This is a genomic window from Aquirufa sp. Wall-65K1 (assembly GCF_054558475.1).
The window spans coordinates 65,459-85,774 of sequence record NZ_JBPXKD010000004.1 but is presented as its reverse complement, the minus strand read 5'-3'; the positions used below and the strand labels follow the sequence as shown (position 1 = coordinate 85,774).

General features: G+C 39.3%; 17 protein-coding genes. 10 read left to right on the top strand and 7 right to left on the bottom strand.

Annotated features, from left to right (window positions below; genetic code table 11):
- The first annotated feature begins 140 nt into the window (after nt 1-140).
- Nucleotides 141-1,868 carry a M3 family oligoendopeptidase gene (locus ACST15_RS07690; RefSeq protein WP_459454077.1) on the top strand — a complete coding sequence of 576 codons (1,728 nt, stop codon included), beginning with the start codon at nt 141-143 and terminating at the stop codon, nt 1,866-1,868.
- A gap of 73 nt (nt 1,869-1,941) precedes the next feature.
- Complete coding sequence (locus tag ACST15_RS07685) at nt 1,942-2,184, top strand: hypothetical protein (protein ID WP_459454076.1); 243 nt, start codon at nt 1,942-1,944, stop codon at nt 2,182-2,184.
- A 48-nt stretch (nt 2,185-2,232) separates the two neighbouring features.
- Here the strand turns inward: ACST15_RS07685 and ACST15_RS07680 are convergent, their stop codons facing one another.
- Both ACST15_RS07680 and ACST15_RS07675 read right to left on the bottom strand, forming a co-directional pair.
- Nucleotides 2,233-2,682 (bottom strand): hypothetical protein, encoded by a 450-nt coding sequence (locus tag ACST15_RS07680; RefSeq protein ID WP_459454075.1) that lies wholly within the window; start codon nt 2,680-2,682, stop codon nt 2,233-2,235.
- A gap of 4 nt (nt 2,683-2,686) precedes the next feature.
- Nucleotides 2,687-4,657: a protein-disulfide reductase DsbD family protein gene (locus ACST15_RS07675; RefSeq protein ID WP_459454074.1), complete on the bottom strand. Its 1,971-nt coding sequence runs from the start codon at nt 4,655-4,657 to the stop codon at nt 2,687-2,689.
- 199 nt (nt 4,658-4,856) lie between these two features.
- On the opposite strand from ACST15_RS07675, the gene ACST15_RS07670 reads away from it, so the two are divergent.
- From ACST15_RS07670 to ACST15_RS07655, 4 genes are read left to right on the top strand one after another with little or no spacing between them, the layout of a single operon-like run.
- Nucleotides 4,857-6,149, top strand: coding sequence for a serine hydroxymethyltransferase (locus tag ACST15_RS07670; RefSeq protein WP_459454073.1), 1,293 nt, complete (start codon nt 4,857-4,859; stop codon nt 6,147-6,149).
- Between the two features lie 9 nt (nt 6,150-6,158).
- Nucleotides 6,159-7,025, top strand: a complete 867-nt coding sequence (tatC, locus tag ACST15_RS07665; protein ID WP_459454072.1) for a twin-arginine translocase subunit TatC — start codon at nt 6,159-6,161, stop codon at nt 7,023-7,025.
- A 20-nt stretch (nt 7,026-7,045) separates the two neighbouring features.
- Nucleotides 7,046-8,905: an ABC-F family ATP-binding cassette domain-containing protein gene (locus ACST15_RS07660; protein ID WP_459454071.1), complete on the top strand. Its 1,860-nt coding sequence runs from the start codon at nt 7,046-7,048 to the stop codon at nt 8,903-8,905.
- A gap of 10 nt (nt 8,906-8,915) precedes the next feature.
- Nucleotides 8,916-9,137 (top strand): VF530 family protein, encoded by a 222-nt coding sequence (locus ACST15_RS07655; protein ID WP_459454070.1) that lies wholly within the window; start codon nt 8,916-8,918, stop codon nt 9,135-9,137.
- A gap of 44 nt (nt 9,138-9,181) precedes the next feature.
- Here the strand turns inward: ACST15_RS07655 and ACST15_RS07650 are convergent, their stop codons facing one another.
- Nucleotides 9,182-12,553, bottom strand: a complete 3,372-nt coding sequence (locus ACST15_RS07650) for a ThuA domain-containing protein (protein ID WP_459454069.1) — start codon at nt 12,551-12,553, stop codon at nt 9,182-9,184.
- Between the two features lie 89 nt (nt 12,554-12,642).
- Here ACST15_RS07650 and ACST15_RS07645 point away from each other — a divergent pair, with 89 nt between their 5' ends.
- Nucleotides 12,643-13,476, top strand: coding sequence for a dienelactone hydrolase family protein (locus ACST15_RS07645; protein WP_459454068.1), 834 nt, complete (start codon nt 12,643-12,645; stop codon nt 13,474-13,476).
- Nucleotides 13,477-13,500: 24 nt separating this feature from the next.
- On the opposite strand, the gene ACST15_RS07640 is transcribed toward ACST15_RS07645, so the two are convergent.
- Both ACST15_RS07640 and ACST15_RS07635 read right to left on the bottom strand, forming a co-directional pair.
- On the bottom strand, nt 13,501-14,847 hold the full coding sequence (locus ACST15_RS07640) for a flavin monoamine oxidase family protein (protein ID WP_459454066.1): 1,347 nt from the start codon (nt 14,845-14,847) through the stop codon (nt 13,501-13,503).
- A gap of 1 nt (nt 14,848) precedes the next feature.
- Nucleotides 14,849-16,168 (bottom strand): carcinine hydrolase/isopenicillin-N N-acyltransferase family protein, encoded by a 1,320-nt coding sequence (locus ACST15_RS07635; protein WP_459454065.1) that lies wholly within the window; start codon nt 16,166-16,168, stop codon nt 14,849-14,851.
- A 153-nt stretch (nt 16,169-16,321) separates the two neighbouring features.
- Between ACST15_RS07635 and ACST15_RS07630 the strand changes: the two genes are divergently transcribed.
- A complete protein-coding gene (locus ACST15_RS07630; protein ID WP_459454064.1) occupies nt 16,322-16,513 on the top strand; it encodes a hypothetical protein in 192 nt (63 codons plus the stop codon).
- Between the two features lie 32 nt (nt 16,514-16,545).
- Here the strand turns inward: ACST15_RS07630 and ACST15_RS07625 are convergent, their stop codons facing one another.
- The gene (locus tag ACST15_RS07625) at nt 16,546-17,286 is read right to left on the bottom strand and encodes a phytanoyl-CoA dioxygenase family protein (protein WP_459454063.1); all 741 of its coding nucleotides are present in this window, start codon (nt 17,284-17,286) and stop codon (nt 16,546-16,548) included.
- Between the two features lie 178 nt (nt 17,287-17,464).
- Here ACST15_RS07625 and ACST15_RS07620 point away from each other — a divergent pair, with 178 nt between their 5' ends.
- Complete coding sequence (locus ACST15_RS07620) at nt 17,465-18,352, top strand: AraC family transcriptional regulator (protein ID WP_459454062.1); 888 nt, start codon at nt 17,465-17,467, stop codon at nt 18,350-18,352.
- 103 nt (nt 18,353-18,455) lie between these two features.
- Here the strand turns inward: ACST15_RS07620 and ACST15_RS07615 are convergent, their stop codons facing one another.
- The gene (locus ACST15_RS07615; protein ID WP_459454353.1) at nt 18,456-19,505 is read right to left on the bottom strand and encodes a TerC/Alx family metal homeostasis membrane protein; all 1,050 of its coding nucleotides are present in this window, start codon (nt 19,503-19,505) and stop codon (nt 18,456-18,458) included.
- Nucleotides 19,506-19,554: 49 nt separating this feature from the next.
- On the opposite strand from ACST15_RS07615, the gene ACST15_RS07610 reads away from it, so the two are divergent.
- On the top strand, nt 19,555-20,295 hold the full coding sequence (locus ACST15_RS07610; RefSeq protein WP_459454061.1) for a glycosyltransferase family 2 protein: 741 nt from the start codon (nt 19,555-19,557) through the stop codon (nt 20,293-20,295).
- Nucleotides 20,296-20,316: the final 21 nt, after the last annotated feature.

The window sequence follows — 20,316 nt, the reverse complement described above, 5'->3', positions numbered from 1 at the left end:
AAAAGTTGACAAATCTAAAAAAAAATCATTTCAAAAATAGTGCCCATTTTATCAATCAATTGATTTATACCAATCAAGAAACCTATTTTTTCATCTGCAAAAGCCAAATACCTTGTGTATTTTTGTAAAAAATTATTCGCATGAGTAGAACGATTGGCTTAGAAGCGCCCAAAAGAAGTTTTCTTCCTTCTGATTTCCAGTTAAGCACTTGGGAAAGTGTATTACCCTATTTTGAAAAACTAAGTTCTTTGTCCATTCAAAGCCTGGAAGAGTTAGAACAGTTTTGCATCAGCCGATCTGAATTAGAAAGCTATTTATCTGAAAATTTTGCTTGGAGGTATATCAAAATGTCTTGCGACAATCAAAATGAGGAGCTACAAAAAAGTTACCAGCAGTTTGTCAATGACATCATGCCCAATGCCTCCATTTACGAGGATGCTTGGAACAAAAAAATAGTTGAATCTGGCTTTGCAGATCAATTACCCGCACATGGATATGGCATTATGCTTCGTGGCATGAAAAAAGCCATTGAAATATTTCGAGAAGAAAACATCCCATTATATACGGAACTATCCAATCTTTCCACCGAGTACGGTGCCCTAACTGGTGGCTTAATGGTCGAAATTGATGGTCAGGAAAAAACACTTCAACAAGCAAATGCCTATTTAGAATCCACTGACCGAAATAAGCGCCAGGAAGTGTATTTACTCGTAGCCAATAAACGGCTAAGTATCAAACAGGAATTGAATGAGCTATTCAATAAACTGATAGAACGAAGACATCAAGTGGCTCTAAATGCTGGTTTTAATAATTTTAGAGATTATTCCTTTGCAAGCTTAGGTCGTTTTGACTACACAGCAAATGATTGTTTTGAATTTCATGATGCTGTCGCTCAAACTGTTGTTCCCATGGTCAACCAGCAAGCGGCTAAAAGAAAGGAAGTCCTTCAAGTAGAGGCATTAAAACCTTGGGACAAAGCGGTTGATCCATGGGGAAGAAAGCCTTTAGTGCCTTTTACCACCGCTGATGATTTACTGAATAAAACCATACACGTATTTGATGAATTAGACCCATTCCTAGGTAACTGCCTCAAAGAAATGGTCAAATTAAATCGATTTGATTTAGATTCCCGAAAAGGGAAAAACCCAGGTGGCTATAATTACCCATTAGAGGAAAGTGGATTCCCTTTCATCTTCATGAATGCCGCAGGACAAGTACGCGATATGGTCACTTTACTACATGAAGGTGGACATGCTGTACACTCCATCGTCACCAAGGACCTAGCGCTGAATGCTTTTAGAAATGTTCCGTCTGAAGTAGCCGAACTGGCTTCCATGAGTATGGAATTATTAACCATTGATCATTGGGATATTTACTTTCCCAACCCAGAAGAAGCTAAAAGAGCCAAAATCAAGCATTTGGAAGACATTTTAGAAACTTTACCTTGGGTGGCCACGATCGACGCCTTTCAGCACTGGATTTATGAAAACCCTTCGCATAGCCAAGCAGAAAGAGATGCTAAATGGTTAGAAATCATTTCGAGATTCTCAGATAATGTCACAGATTGGTCAGATTTACAAGAAATCAAAACCAATATTTGGCAGAAACAATTACATCTATTCGAAGTACCCTTTTACTACATCGAATATGCCATCGCCCAGCTGGGTGCTTTGGCCGTTTGGAGAAATTATTGCCGTCAGCCTAAACAAGCTTTGGAGCAATATTTACAAGCTTTGGAATTAGGCTATACAGAACCTATGAAAACAATTTATGCCACGGCAGGAATTGAATTCAATTTTAGCAAAGCCTACATTGCTGAATTAATGAGCTTTTTAGCTGAAAAAATCAAAAATTTAGAAGAAAGCTAAGCCGCATATTTAAAGAAATTTTTTTTGTACCAATTTTGGACTTATTTTTGCATCGGATTTTTTACACAACTATATGAAATTGAAAAGTTTATTACCTGCCCTTCTTGTTGTTGCTTTAGCTAGCTCATGCGATTACCAAAAAAACAATCGAATTAAGCAAAAAGATGTTCGTGAAGGTGATACTTATGTATACGGTGTTCATCCAGATAGTGCAGCAGCTCAAACAAAACAGACTTACACAGCTAAACCTGAGTTGGAAGTGAAAGCCAATGAATTGCGTGCTAAATTGTACAACTCTAAAAATGTAAGTGAGTAATACCACTCGCTAGACCATATTCAAGCCTCCGAAATTTCGGGGGCTTTTTTATTTCTCCATGAAATAGTCGCGAATAAAATCCAACTGATAAATTAAGGCCGTGTAGATACTTGCCCATAAAAAGGCTGAAATTGCCATAAAAAACAGGATTCTTGGTAAAGGAACTTTAAAGGAGAGAGCCAACAAACTACCTCCAATAGGAGTCAAAAATAAGGGGGTACATGCCGCTATCCCTTTGATGCCAAACTTTGTCCAAATCTTAACCGCTAATCTAGCCCGTTTACTAAAAACCAAGGGTTTTTGTTGGCGCCATTGGGCAATATATTTGACTAACCATTGACCTAAACTAATCATAAAACTCACGGTAATCATCATCCCCAGCCAGGTAAAAAGTATCGTTTCAACCCAGCTGAGACCCATACTGAAACCTGTAATAGGACCAGCAATGAACTTGATGGCTGTGGCTGCCATGACAGCCGAATAAGAAGACCAATCCATCTTTTTAGTTCAATTTATATTGACGCAAACCTTTATCCAAAAACTCTACAAAATGGTCCACATTGGCATCAAATGCTACCGGGCTTACCAAAGGTCCACCCTCGGTTCTAGGATCCAATAAGACATAATGTGGTTGTGCGTTAGAATTAAATCGACTTATCTGAAAATCTAAGTTCTGATCACCCAAGGTTTTCTTTTCCTGTCCGTCCACTTTTGAAACGTACCATTGATCAGCAGGCAATTCCGTCTTATCATCACAATATAAAGCCACCACCACATACTCCTCTTGCAAACGTTTCAAGACCTTGGGATCAGACCATACATACTCCTCCATTTTTCGACAATTCACACAACCATGACCGGTAAAATCAATGAACAATGGCTTACCTACTTGAATGGCATAGGCTTTTGCCTCTTGGTAATCGAAAAAGCCGGTCAAACCTAGGGGCAACTCTAAGAAATCTCCGTATTTAACTGTTCCAGTTGAGCCTGGCTTTATGCTAACTTCTCCTGAATTACCTTTGAAATCTTGGCTACTCATAGGAGGCAACCATCCTGATAAACCTTTCAAAGGTGCACCAAACATTCCTGGAATTAAATACACCACAAAAGCCAATACAGCCGTGGCAAACAAAGTTCTTGGAATGGATAATTTTCCTGCAGGACCATCATGTGGTAAAGAAATTTTACCAAACAGATACAAGGTTAAGGCTCCAAAAATAGCAATCCAAATGGCTAAGAAGATTTCACGGTCCAATAAGTGCCAGTGATATACTTGATCCGCTACACTCAAAAACTTGAAGGCTAGGGCTATTTCTAAGAAACCCAATACCACCTTTACCTCGTTCATCCAATTCCCAGATTTGGGTAATTTTTGCATGAAACCAGGGAAAATGGCAAATAAAGTAAAGGGAATAGCAAAGGCTAAAGAGAAACCAAGCATGCCAATGATGGGTTTCACAAAAGCTCCTTGGGAAGCCGCTATTAAAATACTACCAGCCAATGGCCCCGTACATGAAAATGAAACCAACACCAAAGTGAAAGCCATAAAAAACACCCCAATCACCCCACCTTTGTCAGATTTAGCATCTACTGAATTAACCATGCCTGAGGGCAAAACTATTTCGAATGCTCCTAAAAAGGAAATACCAAAAAAGATAAAAATTCCAAAAAACAAGAGATTAGGAATCCAATGAGTACTTAAGAAATTGGCAAAACTAGCCCCAGCAAAAAAGGCCAAAAGCGTTCCGAAAAACACATATATCAACACGATGAAGGAACCATACAAAAAGGCCAATCCTTTACCCCCTTTTTGTTTGGTAAAAAAACTCACCGTCATCGGAATCAAAGGATAAACACAGGGTGTCAATAATGCCAAAAGTCCAGCCCCCATTGCAATCCAGAAAAATTGCCATAAAGACTCATCAGGAACTACGGGACTAGCACTAGGAACTACTGGTTCAAGGATTTTTTTTTTTGAATCGTCTGAAGTTACATTCGAGGCGGCAGCAGTGCTAGCAAGGGTAAATGCCCCTTTGACGGGCACACAAAGTCCACTTTCATTGGAACAAGCCTGAGAATCATAATTCCCTTCAATCTTCCAATTTTCAGCATTGATCTTGATTTTCTGTCTAAACTCCCCTTTTTCGGTAAAATAGGTGTACGTTCCATTCCAAATCTCTTTATCAAATTTAGAATGTGGATTAACAGCTTTTAAACCACCCACCAATTCAAATCCAATTGGATTTTTGATTGTCACGGTAGTCACAACCGGGCCTAAATCTTTGTCAAAATCAGATGAATAAAGGTACCATCCTTTTTCAATACTTACCTGAAATACAATTTCAGCCTCCTGGCCTACGGTCGGCTTCGCTGGCTCCAAAGTCCAAGACCATTTGGCGGGTACAAGCTTTTGGGCTAACACAGGGCTTAGCACAAAAAGAAACAAGCTTAGGAGAAGTAATTTGTATTTCATATGTTCAATATTTTCATAACCAAACGTTGTTTGGTGTATATCTAGTTCGTGAGAGTGAAATAATTTTCAAAATTAAACAATTTAGTGGATATCTATGACAAATCTATAGAACGGAAAAGGCCGTAAAATGGTTTTTCTATTCGGATAAAAAAACGTAATTTTGTGCCCATTCTAACGTAAATACGAACAATATATTTCCATGGCTGCAAGCACATTCCCACAACAGCGCGATAACGAAATTTTTTCATTGATTAGTCAAGAAGCTCACCGTCAGGAATTCGGTATCGAGTTAATTGCTTCAGAAAACTTTACTTCTCCTCAAGTGATGGAGGCTCAAGGTAGCGTTTTGACGAATAAATATGCGGAAGGACTTCCAGGCAAACGTTATTATGGAGGTTGCGAGGTAGTGGATGAGGTGGAAACGCTAGCCATAGAGCGTGCTAAGCAATTGTTTGGAGCTTCATGGGCAAACGTGCAACCACACTCTGGGGCACAAGCCAATGCAGCAGTATTTTTATCTTTTTTAAATCCTGGCGACAAGATTTTAGGATTTGATCTTTCTCATGGGGGTCACTTATCCCATGGTTCTCCGGTAAACTTTTCTGGAAAATATTTTCAAGCATTTTTTTACGGTGTAGAAAAAGAAACAGGTTTAATTGATTGGGATAAGGTAGAAGCAACTGCCGCCAAAGAAAAACCAAGATTAATCATATGTGGCGCTTCTGCCTATTCTCGTGATTGGGATTACGCTCGATTAAGAGCCATTGCAGATCAAGTGGGCGCCATTTTATTAGCCGATATTTCACATCCATCAGCGTTAATTGCCAAAGGTTTATTAAATAACCCGATGCAACATTGCCATATTGTGACAACTACCACGCACAAAACTTTACGTGGACCTCGTGGAGGCTTGATCATGATGGGAAATGATTTTGAAAATCCTTTTGGGTTCAAAACATTGAAAGGCGACTTGAAAACCATGTCGGCTTGTCTAGATGGAGCCGTATTCCCTGGAACTCAAGGTGGTCCACTAGAGCATGTGATTGCGGCGAAAGCCATTGCCTTCGGTGAAGCGCTTACTCCGACATTTGAAGCATATGCTAAACAGGTACAAAGCAATGCACAAGCTATGGCCAAAGCATTTTTAGCCAAAGGATATGATATCATTTCAGGAGGAACGGATAATCACTTGATGTTGATCGACCTACGCCCGAAAGGTCTAACTGGAAAATTAGCAGAAAATACCTTAATCAAATCAGATATCACCATCAACAAAAACATGGTGCCGTTTGATGATAAATCTCCATTTGTTACTTCGGGAATGCGCGTGGGTACTGCCGCTATGACAACCCGTGGTCTAAAAGAAACAGAAATGGAACAAATCGTTGATTTGGTTGATCGCGCATTGATGAACCACGAAAACGAGACAGTATTGGCACAGGTTAAAACAGAAGTAAATCAGTGGATGAAGCAATTCCCACTTTATTTATAAAAAACAAATATGGCATTAGATCAGGATTGGGACGACGAGGACCAGGATGAAGATAAGGACGGCACAGAAATGTCGTTTATGGATCATTTAGAGGAACTAAGGTGGCATATTATTCGCTCTTTAGCTTCTATTGTGATTTTTACAATCTTGGCATGGATTTTCAGAAATGAAATCTTTGGAATCATCATCATGGGTCCTACCAAAGTAGATTTCTATACGAATCAAGTGCTGTGCCATTTAGCTGAATTAACAGGAATGACCAGTTTGTGTATGCAAGCTGCTGACTTCATTCTGCAAAGTAGAGAGGTATCTGGTCAATTCATGATGGCTCTAACCCAGTCGATCATCGTGGGACTATTATTTGCATTTCCTTATGCCTTTTATGAAATCTGGCGATTTATCCGTCCGGGTTTGAAAGAAAAAGAACAGAAGGCAGCCCGTGGAGCAGTTTTCTGGGTTTCTTTACTCTTTTTTGTTGGGGTGTCTTTTGGCTATTTCGTGGTAGCTCCCATGGCCATCAATTTTCTGGCAAACTTCAAATTAGATCCTAGTATCCAAAATCAATTTGACATCAACGATTACATATCGTTATTATCCATGTTGACTTTGGCATGCGGCCTTACTTTCCAATTACCGATGATTGCCTTTGTACTATCTCAAGTGGGAATTCTTACGCCTTCTTTCATGAGAGAATACAGAAAACATGCCCTCATCGTGATTTTGTTAGTAGCAGCTATCATCACCCCTTCCCCCGATGTGATTTCACAATTATTGGTCGCCTTCCCTCTCTTTGGCCTCTATGAAATCAGTATCCTCGTTTCAGGAAGAGTATTGCGCAGAAAAATGAGAGAAGAAGCGCTTGAATCGAATTCGTAAAGAGTTCCTAATTAACCAACATGAATTACCTATCCGCGGAAAATATTTCTCGCAATTTGGGTGAAAGATGGGTCTTTAAAAACCTATTCTTTGGCCTACAAAAAGGAGAGAAAGTATCCCTCATTGGAAAAAATGGCACGGGTAAAACTACCCTCATGGAAACCCTTATGGGTCTCCAAAGCCCTGATGAAGGTAAAGTAACCATTCGCAAAGGTATTCGCGTGGGTTATCTTCCTCAAAACCCTATTTTTCAAGAAAATGAGGAAGTACTAAACTACCTTTTTTCGGATGATTTACCCAGTGCACAAGCCATCAAAGCCTATGAAAAGGCTATGATTTCTGGAGATGCCAAAGAACTTGAAGATTCTTTTGCTCTCATGGAAGCTAATAATGCTTGGGATTACGAGGCTAGAGCCAAACAAATCATTACGCGCTTAGGAATTCCCGATGGAGATCAAAAAGTTAGTACACTTTCAGGCGGACAAAAGAAACGTCTTTCGCTGGCCAAATTATTGATTGAAAGTCCGGATATCATGATTCTGGATGAGCCGACCAACCATTTAGATATTGAAACCATCGAATGGCTAGAAGGCATCCTCTCGGGCCCCAATGTAACGGTGCTCGTTGTCTCCCACGATCGATATTTCTTAGATAAAGTTTGTAATAAAATGCTAGAGCTAAGCAATGGCTCTATTTATACCTACGAAGGGAACTATGCCTATTTCCTGGAGAAAAAAGCAGAACGGGAAGCTTCCGAGGCTAGTACTATTTCCAAAGCCAAGAACTTATACCGTAAGGAATTGGAGTGGATGAGAAGGCAGCCAAAAGCCCGTGGAACTAAAGCTCAATCACGCATTGATGCTTTTGCTGAGACAGAAGAAGTTGCTCACCGTAAAGTAGATGATAGCAAACTGGAATTAAACATTCAGATGTCGCGTTTGGGCAATAAAATCATTGAGATTAATCACCTAAAGAAAGCCTGGGGTGACAAAAAAATAGTTAATGACTTTACCTATACTTTCAAGAAAAAAGACCGTATTGGTATAGTAGGTAAAAATGGAGCTGGAAAGACTACTTTCCTTCAGTTACTAACTGGACTTGAACAACCTGATGCCGGGACCATTGACCCCGGAGAAACTTTAGTCATTGGATATTATACCCAATTGCCTTTTGAATTTAAGCCAGAGCAAAGAGTCATTGATACCATTACAGAAATTGCCGAAGTGATTCCTTATGGAAAAAATGAGTCTTTGACACCAAGCCAATTTTTAAGTAAGTTTTTATTCCCAACAGCTCAACAATATACGCCCGTTGAAAAACTTTCTGGAGGGGAGAAAAAAAGGCTTCAATTGATGCAAGTATTGGTCAAAAACCCCAACTTCTTGATATTAGATGAGCCTACCAATGATTTAGATTTAGATACCCTACAATTATTGGAAGACTTTTTAAGTGAATTTCAAGGCTGTTTGTTATTAGTTTCCCACGACCGTTATTTCATGGATAACCTTGTGGATCAATTGATTTTAGTAGAAGGGGAAGGAGAAGTCAATTTCTTCAATGGAAATTATACTGATTATCGAATTGCCCTAGAAAACAAAGAAAAAGAACCTGTTGCAGAGAAAAAAAATCCAACTCCCGTAGTTGAAAGTAAACCAGCCCCTAAAGGAGCCAAGCTTAGTTTTAAGGAAGCCAAAGAATTGGAAGAACTTGAAAAAGAAATGGCCGTGATGGAAGGGCAAAAAGAAGCACTAATTGAACGTTTAAGCAAAGGGTCTGATAATTTTCAAGATTTAACAGCCTGGGCTGCGGAAGTTGAGCGATTAAAAAATAGTTTAGAGGAAAAAGAAATGCGTTGGCTAGAATTATCTGAGCGCGCTTAAACCAATACCTATGAGCGAAGGACAAATATCCAATGACCCTTTACATGGTAAAACCTTGGCTTTCATCATGGAGCAATTGGTAGAGCGTTATGGATGGGAAGAACTTGCCAGAAGGATACGGATCAATTGCTTTGCGATCAATCCCAGTATCAAATCTTCGTTAACTTTTTTACGAAAAACCCCTTGGGCAAGACAGAAAGTAGAAAATTTGTACATTCGAACTAAATGGTAATAAAAAAGGCTCCTTTCGGAGCCTTTTTCGAACATATTACTTTCCTAATTCTCAAAATAGATTTCCTTCAAACCATACAAAGGCTTATCACCTGCAGCAGGATTGGAGAAGACAAAATATAAGTTTTGAGAGCCCGAAACATTGACTGGCATACGAGATTGACCCGTGCTATTAATATCAATAGATCCTAGAAGAGTACCAGTAGGACTACCTGATCTCAATTCTAATTTACCTCCAGCGGTTTGACCTGGCATCACAAAAGATGAAACCTGAATCGACTTAATTCCAGTTAAATCAATCATACCAAAATTAGCATAACCCTGATCAGCAGTTGCAACTAATAACTCCCCCACTCCATCCACTTTATACTTCATCGTTTTCGAAGTCTTATCCGCTGAAGCAGCTGCTACATGTGAGTTTCTAAGGGTTATCACTTGTTGACCCGTAGCCGAACCTACCTTTGAGCCTCCTTTATCTGTATAACTAGCTACAAACAAGAACGTACCTGGTTTACCACCATCATTGGTTACATATTCACCTTTCAATGGCTTTGAAGTTTTCTTAGTATCCGATAAACTTAAAATGTAACGAACCATTTCTTTGGCATCATCGGATTTGATTTGTGGATGGGCAGCCATTACTTGTTCTCCCCAAACACCACCACCACCGTTAATAACTTTCTTCGCTAACATATCAATATTAGCCGCTGAAGCACGGTATTTTTTACTTACCTCAGTGTATGATGGCCCAATGGATTTCTTTTCCACTGCATGGCAGGTTTTGCAGTCTGATAATTCAATCAAACGCTTTCCATTGGAGAATGACGTATTACTCTGATGACCTTGCTCAATGAGCGTTTTATCAAATCCTTGTAGGTAGTTGATATTCAATACAACATCCTCTTCCGCAATCTTCTTATTACTTAAAGAACCATCTTCTTTATCTTCTACCTTCACGGCATACTTTACAGGTTTGTCATTCCAATAGAAGGATTTATTGCCTTCAATACTTACATCCACTTTAGGAATTTCATTACCCACCTTCACAATTGTTTCGGCTGAACTAACATTTCCTTTAGCATCTTTTACTTTCAATACGGCTTTAAATACCCCTGATTTGGTATAAGTTACCGTAGGGTTGGCCAAGGTACTGGTTTGACCATCACCAAATGACCATGCATATTGAATGGCATCTCCATCATAATCCAATGTTCCTGCAGAAGAGAATTTCACTTTCATTGGAGAAGCACCAGCTTTTTTGTCAGCGGCTATTTCCACTTTCGGAGGACGATTCCCCGCGTTGTATTCAATTTTATATAAGGTTGCTTCCTCATTCTGTGCAAACCAATTTGGACCATATTCTAAACCATAGAATGTACCATCTTTGGCAAATTGCATGTCAATTGGATGAGAGAATTTCACAGAAGGCAAGAAACGCTCCATAGAATCGAAATCCCCATTTTGCTTCATGCTAACCGTGTAGATGATGTCTCTAGCCCAATCATAAGCAAACAACTTGCCATCATAATACGATGGGAATTTCGTTTTTGAATTGGCTGGAAAATCTTCTGAATAATAAACAGGACCTGCCATAGCATTTCTAGACCCCTTACCAATAACTGGACCAAAATCTGGAGAATCTACATATGGGTAAAAAATAAAGGCTTTTTGAGGTTTAGGCAAATGAGCAAAACCCGTATTGTGAGGAGAATCGTTGATTGGCGCTTCCACACTAAACTTAGCCCAAGTACTGTCTTTCACAAAATCTCTTTGATTATAGGTCTGATTATTTCCTACGAATAAAGGCCAACCAAAATAACCTGCCTCACGCGCTTGGTTTACTTCATCGTATCCTCTAGAACCATATTTAGGTGAATTTTCGCCGGCATCTGGACCAACTTCACCCCAATATAAGAATCCTGTACGTTGATCTACCGCAATGCGGTATGGATTACGGTTACCCATCACATAAATCTCTGCCTTAGCATGTGGCGTCTTTTCTGGGAATAAGTTTCCTTTCGGAATCGTAAAGCTTCCTTCTGGCGTTGGTTTGATACGAATAATCTTGCCTCTTAAGTCGTTGGTATTGGAACTAGTAGCGCGCGCATCCCAGCCTGCTCTTCCAGGACGATTATCAATGGGACCATATCCATTGGATTCAAATGGATTGGTATCATCACCTGTAGATAAAAACAAGTTCCCTTCCTTATCCCAAGCGATTGAACCTCCTGTATGGCAGCATCCAGTACGCTTAACTGGAACTCTTAATAATACCTTTTCCGTGTTCATTAACAAGGTATCTTTCAAATCATCGTAGGTAAAACGAGATAAATGCTGCGCTGTATCAGACTGACCTGTTTGTGGAGAATAGAATAAATATATCCATTTATTTTGATCAAAATTGGGATCAATATTCATACCCATTAATCCGTATTCAAACTTATTGAAAACATCCAAATTGGCTATTACTTTCGTTTTGCCTTTCTTTGGATCATACATTTTCAATTTACCTTTACGCTCAGCAAAAAAGATTTTTCCCTGATTCGTAACTGCCAATTCAGTAGGTTCATCCAAATTACGATCTAAAGTAATTTTAGTGAATCTATTTTCTTCTGGAAGAACTCCTGTACGTAATTTCTTATTGTAGTTGATATCTGGTCCAGAAGCTACCCATTGCAATCCTCCCCAAATATGCTTCAGCACTAGATCTTCAGAAAATGTCTCATGGGTATGTCCCCAGTTGGTGTAAAATGCACGGCCGCCATCAAATTCATGGTACCAAGCCATTGGGTGAAAATCGCCCATTTTACCATCTTTATATGTTTTCTCATCCACTGTCACCAAGACCTTAACATCTTTATTAAATTCCTTGATGTCATAGAATTCATCCTTGCGAATAAAACTTGCTGGCATGTGGGAGGTAGAAATATGGCTACCATCTACCACGTTCATCTTTCCTTCTTGAACATTTGGACGACCTGGGTGAGAAGCAAAATAACCTCCAGATAATTTGCCATACCATGGCCAATCGTATTCTGTGTCAGTGGCGGCATGTATACCTAAATAACCTCCACCCGCTTGGATAAAACGCTCAAAAGCATTTTGCTGAGGATCATTTAATACATTACCCGTGGTGTTTAAAAACACGACCACACGGTATTTCTTTAAATTACTTTCGGTAAAAGCAGCCGCATTTTCAGTAGTATCCACTGAAAATCCTTTTTCCGCCGCCATTTTCAAAAAGGCAATTTTGCCCGGCTCAATGGAACTGTGACGAAAACCTTTGGTAGAGGAAAAAACCAAAACCTTTTTACCTTTGAGTACGTTTTTGTCTTGCGCTACTAGTGAGAACGAAAATAAGCATGCAAGACAGAAGCTAGCCATGATTCGGAGAGATCCGAAGAATTTGTTTTTCATATTAATTGTCAGTCTTAAAGAGTTGACAAAGTTATAGTAAAAGCTTCATTTTCGATTAATTTATTCAAAATTTTTATCCAAATAATACCATGAAAAAAATCGTCTTTTTACTCACCTTATTGGCTGGTTTTCAAGAACTAAACGCACAATCCTGTTGCTTTTTAAAAAAGGATGACATGCAATTGATGGCTTCCAACAAAGCCTTCCAGCGGTCGCATAAATTACCAAAACCCTACGTACATATCTCCAAAGCAGGAGGTGAAATGATTGAATTTAGCACGCCAGATGGTCAAAAGGCTCATGCTTTTTACATCAAAGCCGCAAAACCCACCACAAATACTTTATTTGTATTTCAAGAATGGTGGGGGTTAAATGACCATATCAAACGAGAAGCCGAACATTTCTACAGCACCCTGGGGAATGTCAATGTCCTAGCCATCGATATGTATGATGGGAAAGTAGCTACTACTCGGGAGGATGCTGGTAAATACATGGGAGAGGCGAATCCTGCCCGTTTGGAGGCCATCATTAAAGGTGCTATCCAACATGTAGGTCCAAAAGCAAAAATAGCCACCGTGGGCTGGTGCTTCGGAGGCGGACTATCGTTAAAAGCTTCTATTTTAGCTGGAAACCAAGGGGTGGCCTGCGTGATGTATTATGGCATGCCAGTTAAAGATATCAATGAATTAAAAGCTTTAAATACTGATGTTTTAGGACTTTTTGCTGGTAAAGAGCAATGGATTTCTCCTAAGGTTGTTGCTGAATTTCAAGAAAACATGAAAGCAGCAGGCAAAAAATTACAGGTTAAAAGCTTTGATGCAGAACATGCTTTTGCCAATCCTTCTAATCCGGCATTTGATAAAAAATCAACCGAAGAAGCATGGAACATGGCCATTGCTTACTTCAAAGAAAGAATAAAATAAGGCCTTGGGCAGCTTTTGGAGTGCCTATTCCAAGACTTCAGAAGCTGCCCGATAACCTGATGAAATGGCCCCATCCAAATAGCCATTCCACTTTTCGGCGGTTTCTGTTCCTGCAAAATGAACATGTTTAAAGGGCGCACGTATTTGATGTCCAAATTGCGTTAAAGTATTGGGACCCATTAACCCCGTGTAACATCCACGAGAATAAACTTCTTCCGTCCAGCACTTATCGACATATTGCAGAGGTTGTACCGCTTGATGCCCAAATATCTTTACTACACGCTCCAAAATCATTTTTCGGCGAACATCTTCTTCCAATTCAATGAAATTTCGAGCATCATTTCCTTCCACAAATACCAATAATACCCCATGATCTGAATCGGTATGTCCTACATCAAAGGTTACTTTTAAAGGGTACTCATCACTTACAATTTGTCCACTATAACCCATTCCCCGCCAAAAAGGACTAGGGTAAATTAAATATACTTTCATGGCCGCTCCCATGGGCATCCGCTGGTACAGTTGTGCCTTTTGCTGGAGTAAAGGTGGATCAAATACAATGGAATTAATCAGAACCGGTGGGATACTTAGAATACATTTATTGGCTGTAATCCTCAAATTTGCTGATGTAGCCACTATTCCCGTTTCGTGTTGAACCAATTTTAACAAGGGCTCATTCAACTGAATTTTTTTCATCCAAGGTGCAGCTATTTTCTTAACTAAACCCTGAGTACCGCCTTTCAAGATACTTTGTTGAGCCCCATTTTTTATGGAAATCAAGGTGTCCATATTATCACCTGATTTAAAATAAAATAAAGCAAAAAGGAGGGAAATTTCAGAGGCTTCTACTGCAAAAACCGTTTGAATCCCGATTTCAAATAAATGTTTGGCCTTGGCTGTCCATATATGTTTATCCATCCATGTGGCCAACGTCATTGCATCATATTCCTTGGCTTTCGGATGATTCCAAGGTTCGGAGATAGAAATTTGCTCCGAAAGCTTATTCATTCGATGGATGGCCATGCCTAAATCAATCAATGAAATGGGGTCTATTTTAGGAATAGTGCCCGTGTAGGAACTGATTTTATCTTTGAATTTTAATAGGTTTTTTCCTTGGTCATAGGTTTCATAGGTTTCCGTTTGACTTTCCTTAATCCATTCCCAAACCAAATGTTGGGTTGGACCGACCCATTTGGCCCCCATGTCCACGCTTGGACCCGATGTTAAATTCTCCGTCAACGTTCTTCCCCCGATCCGATCCCTCGCTTCTAAGATGATAAAATCTTTTCCTGCGGCATGAAGCTTTTTTGCGGCAGCTATTCCGGCATAGCCTGCTCCTACGATCAATATTTCGGTATTAATTTCTTTCATATTACATGACTCTATTTTGCCACTTCCAATACAAGGAATAGGCTAAAGATTTTAACCTGAAGGTAGGTTTAGGTTTATGTTGTTCCAATTTCATAGCCAATTGAAGGCATTCTTGAATAGCCCTCTGACTTAATTCTTCTTTCTTTTTTAGGTCCTTGCTGTTCGCCAACAATTGATCCTCTTTCAGCCAAAGCTTTTCTTTCTCCTCTCGAAATGCTTGAATTTTGGCATGTAGGGAGTGGTAATCCGTCAATGCCTTTCGATGAATTTTCTCCCATTGCCACCAATAGGAATCATCTAGATGCGAAGATGCTTGAGGGAAATTTTCAACGTCTAAGGTTATTGTTCCAAAATAAAATGGCTTAAATATGGATAAACAGGGAGCCGATGAACCCGTCAGCCAAACGCTAGATTGAGCATCTTTTCTCAATTCAACTACCAAACTACCTGTGGTTTGTGAGGGAGTTAATAATCCTTGCGCATGCAAACAAATGTTGCCCATATCTCCTCGACAAGGCTCAAAATTCTCTCTAATTCGATGACTTCTCAAAATATCAAAGGCATCTTGAAGCTCAAAATCCCTATTTTTAGAAAAAGGACCTTGCCATTCGCATTGTTGTTTTCTGGAGGCACCGCGACCCATAAAGGTCATAAATGGCTCAGAAAATGCTTGTTGAAAATCAAATGGCACATCTCGTTTTATCCAAGATTTTTGATAAGCATAAGCTTGGGCATCAGGATGAATTTGGTCAAAATCCGTTCCAAGAGTCAACAGATTGGAAATCGCATAAAAGGATTCAATATGCTTAAATGCCCAAAATGGCCCAGCCGTTTCTAAGACATAGGCAGCATGAGTGTCAGCTATTAGAAAACTATTACTATAATACATGCCTTTATCTTGATATCCACCGCAAGCGTCTTGACCGTATTTTTCTAAGTACTTGATGATAACATCCAGGGCCTCTTTGGCTGTTTTCGACTGTTCCAATGCCAAACGCAATAAATCCATTCCAGTCAAGCCTGTATTCTTTTTTAGCAATTTCATTTTGGTAAAAACTGCCTCATTTCCAATGGCAAGTCCGTGTTCATTAACCCCCATTTCAGCCCCCCACATATGAAAGGGCTTTGATAAAATAACTTCAAAAACCCGTTCTGGACATTCCACCGCAATATAGCTTGCTTGAACCCCTTTTTGAGGTCTAGTATGGGCAGGGAATCGAGCGATTTGCTGAGCTTCATTGGGCTCACGATCTGAATTTTTAGCCAAAATTGGGTTTCCTCCTACATTGAATTGAGAAGGGCTAAAAAAAGTATCGCACATAATTGGATGGTTTAGAGAGCCATTTTTTTTACAAGTATGGTATTTATTTCATGCATCTCAAAATAAATGGGATGACTTAAAATGAAATAAGATCTCTGAGGGAGATTTCAGTCAAAAACCTTATGTTTGTAAACTATTTAAAGCGATAACGCCATGAAATACTTGATTTTACTTTGCTTGATTTCATTCAGCATTCCGGCTAATAGCAGCACAGCTAAATCTTCAACTGAATTGAGCTATTCCATTTCTAGTCAAAAGAAAATGGCGAAATATCGCAAAAAGAAAGGGTTCCTTTGGGGACTTTTCAAAAAGAAGAAAAAAGGCTGCGATTGTCCCAAATTGTAACCTAAGGCCAATACATCGAAGAGAGTAATTACCTAGCTTAATATAGGATTCAAGGGAGAGGCGGCAGGTTGACCAGGAGCTAAACCTTGTAACCAACGCTGGCGGTCAGCTTCTTGATTGTCATTCAGCGGCTCTATGATTTTAGCGTTCGCATCCATGTAAATGATGGTCATTACTTCGCGCATAGTATTAGAATGATTTCCCGGAGCAGCATGTAAAGTCCAGCCTTTATGAAAAGTTGCATCTCCCGCTTTCATGGTTTTTTGAGCCACAATGGGGTAATTCTTTTCTTTGACAAACTGGCTAATCATTTGTTCCGACTCATCGGAAATATTTACTAAAGGTAAATTGACATTTTGAGTCCCTGAAGCAAAAGTAAGCATACCCATATCCTCGTCTATATCCACTAAGGGCATCCACATGGTGACCGTATTGGTGGTATCTAAAGGCCAGTAATATTGATCTTGATGCCAAGGTGTTAGGCCTCCTCCAGGCTCTTTAAACAAGGCTTGATCATGGTAAAGGCGAACATGCTCCACTCCTAATAATTCCGCTGCTATCTTAGCAAATCGCTTGGCAAATGTGAATTCTTTGATTTTGGCATCCTCTTCCCACAAATTCATCATTTGTAAAAAGGCTTTTCCGTAGGTATCGCGTTCAGCTAAGGATTTTTGCTTAGCGCGAAAATCCTTAGCACAGCGATTGATTGCCTCCCGATAGGGTTGCAAATCATCTTTACTCAACACGTCTTCTAAAAAGACGTGTCCATTCATATTAAAATAGGTTTTGTCTGTGTTCTTCAGTAAGTAAGCTTGATTAAACATCTAGCTAAATTTTTGATCAAAGGTCTCTAAAAAGAATCTCACATTCTACCATGAAATTTGTAAAAAATAATGCAATTTTACCATAATTTAATAAATACAATCCCAGTTTTGATAATTTTCAAATAAGATGAAAGCTAGTTTGGAGCATTTGGCCAAGAGTACCGAAGATTTATCGTTCGAGATAAAAGAAGTTAAACAAGCTCGATTTGATGCCCCTTATCATTTCCACCCAGAATTGGAGTTAACATTAATTATTGCCGGAGAAGGAAAGCGCTTTATCGGAAATCAGATCAGTGATTTTAGCGCGGGAGATTTGGTGCTGTTGGGCTCCAATTTACCCCATTGCTGGCAAAATCACCGCAAAGATTGGCTAACAGAAGATGTTGATCCAGATGCAGCACAAGCCCTGGTCATTCACTTTTCCGCAGATTTCCTGGGTGAGACCTTTTTGAATAAAAAGGAAAGCATGGCCATCAAATCTTTACTAGAAAGAGCAAAATTGGGCTTTTCCATTCAAGGCAGCACTCAAGAAAAGATTGCTCGAGAAATGCTCTTATTGAAAGAACTAGCTCCTTTTCCACGATTATTAAATTTCTTACAAATACTACATATATTAAGTACCCAAACGGCAGATCTTCAACCCATAGAATCCAGCGAAAGTAATTATACCTTATCGACGGTAGATCTAGAAAGAATTAATCGAGTGTATGCTTATGTAATTGCCAATTATACCCATGAGGTACATTTAGATGAAGTGGCGCATTTAGCCAACATGACTGAAACCGCATTTTGTCGCTATTTCAAAAAAGTAACCCAAAAAACATTTGTTGAATTAGTCACCGAATTCAGAATCAAACATGCTTGTCAATTACTTCGAAGCACCTCAAAACCCATGATTGAGATTTGCTTTGAAAGTGGATTTGGGAATCTATCTCACTTCAACAAACAATTCAAGCATTGGATGAAAATGCCTCCATTACAATATCGAAAATTGACTCTTGAGTGGCACCAGTAAAGGCAAAATTTTTAACGCTGTCAAGGTTTAAAACCTTGCCAGCGTTGGGCAAAAAAAGCCATTTTCCCTCAAATTCCCCACCAAATACCTGATAAAAAACTGATTATTTTTTTTCGGGGAAAAGCATGCTTAACACGATGCTCACAGTCAAAATTCCAATAATCACCCCAAGGGAGGCCAAAGTTCCAAAACCTATTTGCTCCAAATAATGATGTGCCAGCATTTTTATTCCAACAAAACTTAATAGTACACCCAAGCCCATGGGTAAAAAGCGGAAAAGTCCCATTAGGTTAGACAGGAAGAAAAACAGTGAACGTAAACCCATCACGGCAAATACATTGGAAAAGAAAACGATGTATGGGTCTTTGGAGATAGAAAATATAGCTGGAATGGAATCGACAGCAAATAAAATATCTGTAAATGCGATCACTACAACAACCACAAAAATCGGGGTAATATACAATTTGCCCGTTTTCATTCTTACGAAAAAACGACCAATCACATTCCGTTTGTACACATTAAAGTACTTAGACAATATTTTCACCACAGGATGATGTCCAGGCACCATCTCTTCCTCGCTTTCCTTTTTTACTATTATACTTATACCTGTGTACACTAAAAAGGCCCCAAACAAATAAATAATCCAATCAAACTTTTGTAAAAGTGCTGCTCCTAAAAAGATAAAAATGAGTCGTAATACAATCGCTCCTAGCACTCCCCAAACTAAAATCTTTTTATAGTAGCGTTTTTGAACACCGAATGAATTAAATATAAGAATGAAAACAAACACATTATCAGCGGATAATGAATATTCTACCAGGTAACCTGTTATGAATTCCAAGGACATATTTTCCTGAAATACAGCTAGTTGATCCAAATATAACCCTGACCCTAGATCAATCTGCTTGGCATATAATCCCTGCACTACTTGTAAGCTAGGGATATGATGTATACCATGTACCATCCCTCCATTGAACCTCAAAAAAAGATAAAATAATAAAGCTAACGCGACCCATGCACCACTCCAAAATCCTGCCTCCCGAAAAGTCACTTCAGCCTGCGGGCCCGTCTTAAAAACACCTAAATCAACCAACATCACGGCCAGGACTCCCAGTGAAAACAGAATAAAAAACAAAGTTTCGCTCATAAATATCTAATTTTGCATCAAAGCCCAAAGTTCGTAAATCTTTGGCACACATTTTATGTACGAAGGGAAAAAGGTAATTGTTGTGATGCCTGCCTATAAAGCCGCACTCACACTCGAAAAAACGTATAACGAAATTCCGCACGATTGGGTGGATGAAGTCATTTTAGTCGATGACCATAGTCCAGACAATACCGTGGAGGTAGCGAAACAAATCGGTATCCAACATGTGATTCGTCATGATAAAAACAAAGGATACGGTGGAAATCAAAAAACCTGCTATACGAAAGCGTTGGAGCTTCAAGGGGACATTGTGATCATGTTACACCCGGATTACCAGTATACTCCCTTGCTGTTGAAAGCCATGATTAGTATCATTGGAAATGGTCTTTACCCCGTAGTTTTTGCTTCTAGAATTTTAGGCAAAGGGGCTTTAAAAGGAGGAATGCCCATTTACAAATACATCGCCAATCGTATTTTAACCCTGTATCAAAATATACTTATCGGCCAAAAACTTTCTGAATACCATACCGGATATCGTGCTTTTTCCAGAGAAGCACTTGAAGCAGTTGCCTTTCATGAATGCGACGATGATTTCATCTTTGACAATCAAATGGTACTTCAATTATTTTGGAAAAACTTTGAAGTTGGAGAAGTTACTTGCCCTACCAAATATTTTGAAGAGGCTTCGTCCATCAATTTCAAACGCAGCTCCATCTATGGATTTGGCGTTTTATGGTATTCCTTACGTTACCGACTAGCCAAAATGGGTTGGACTTGGGAATTAATGGGGAAATAAATTCTTTTAAATTCAAAAAAA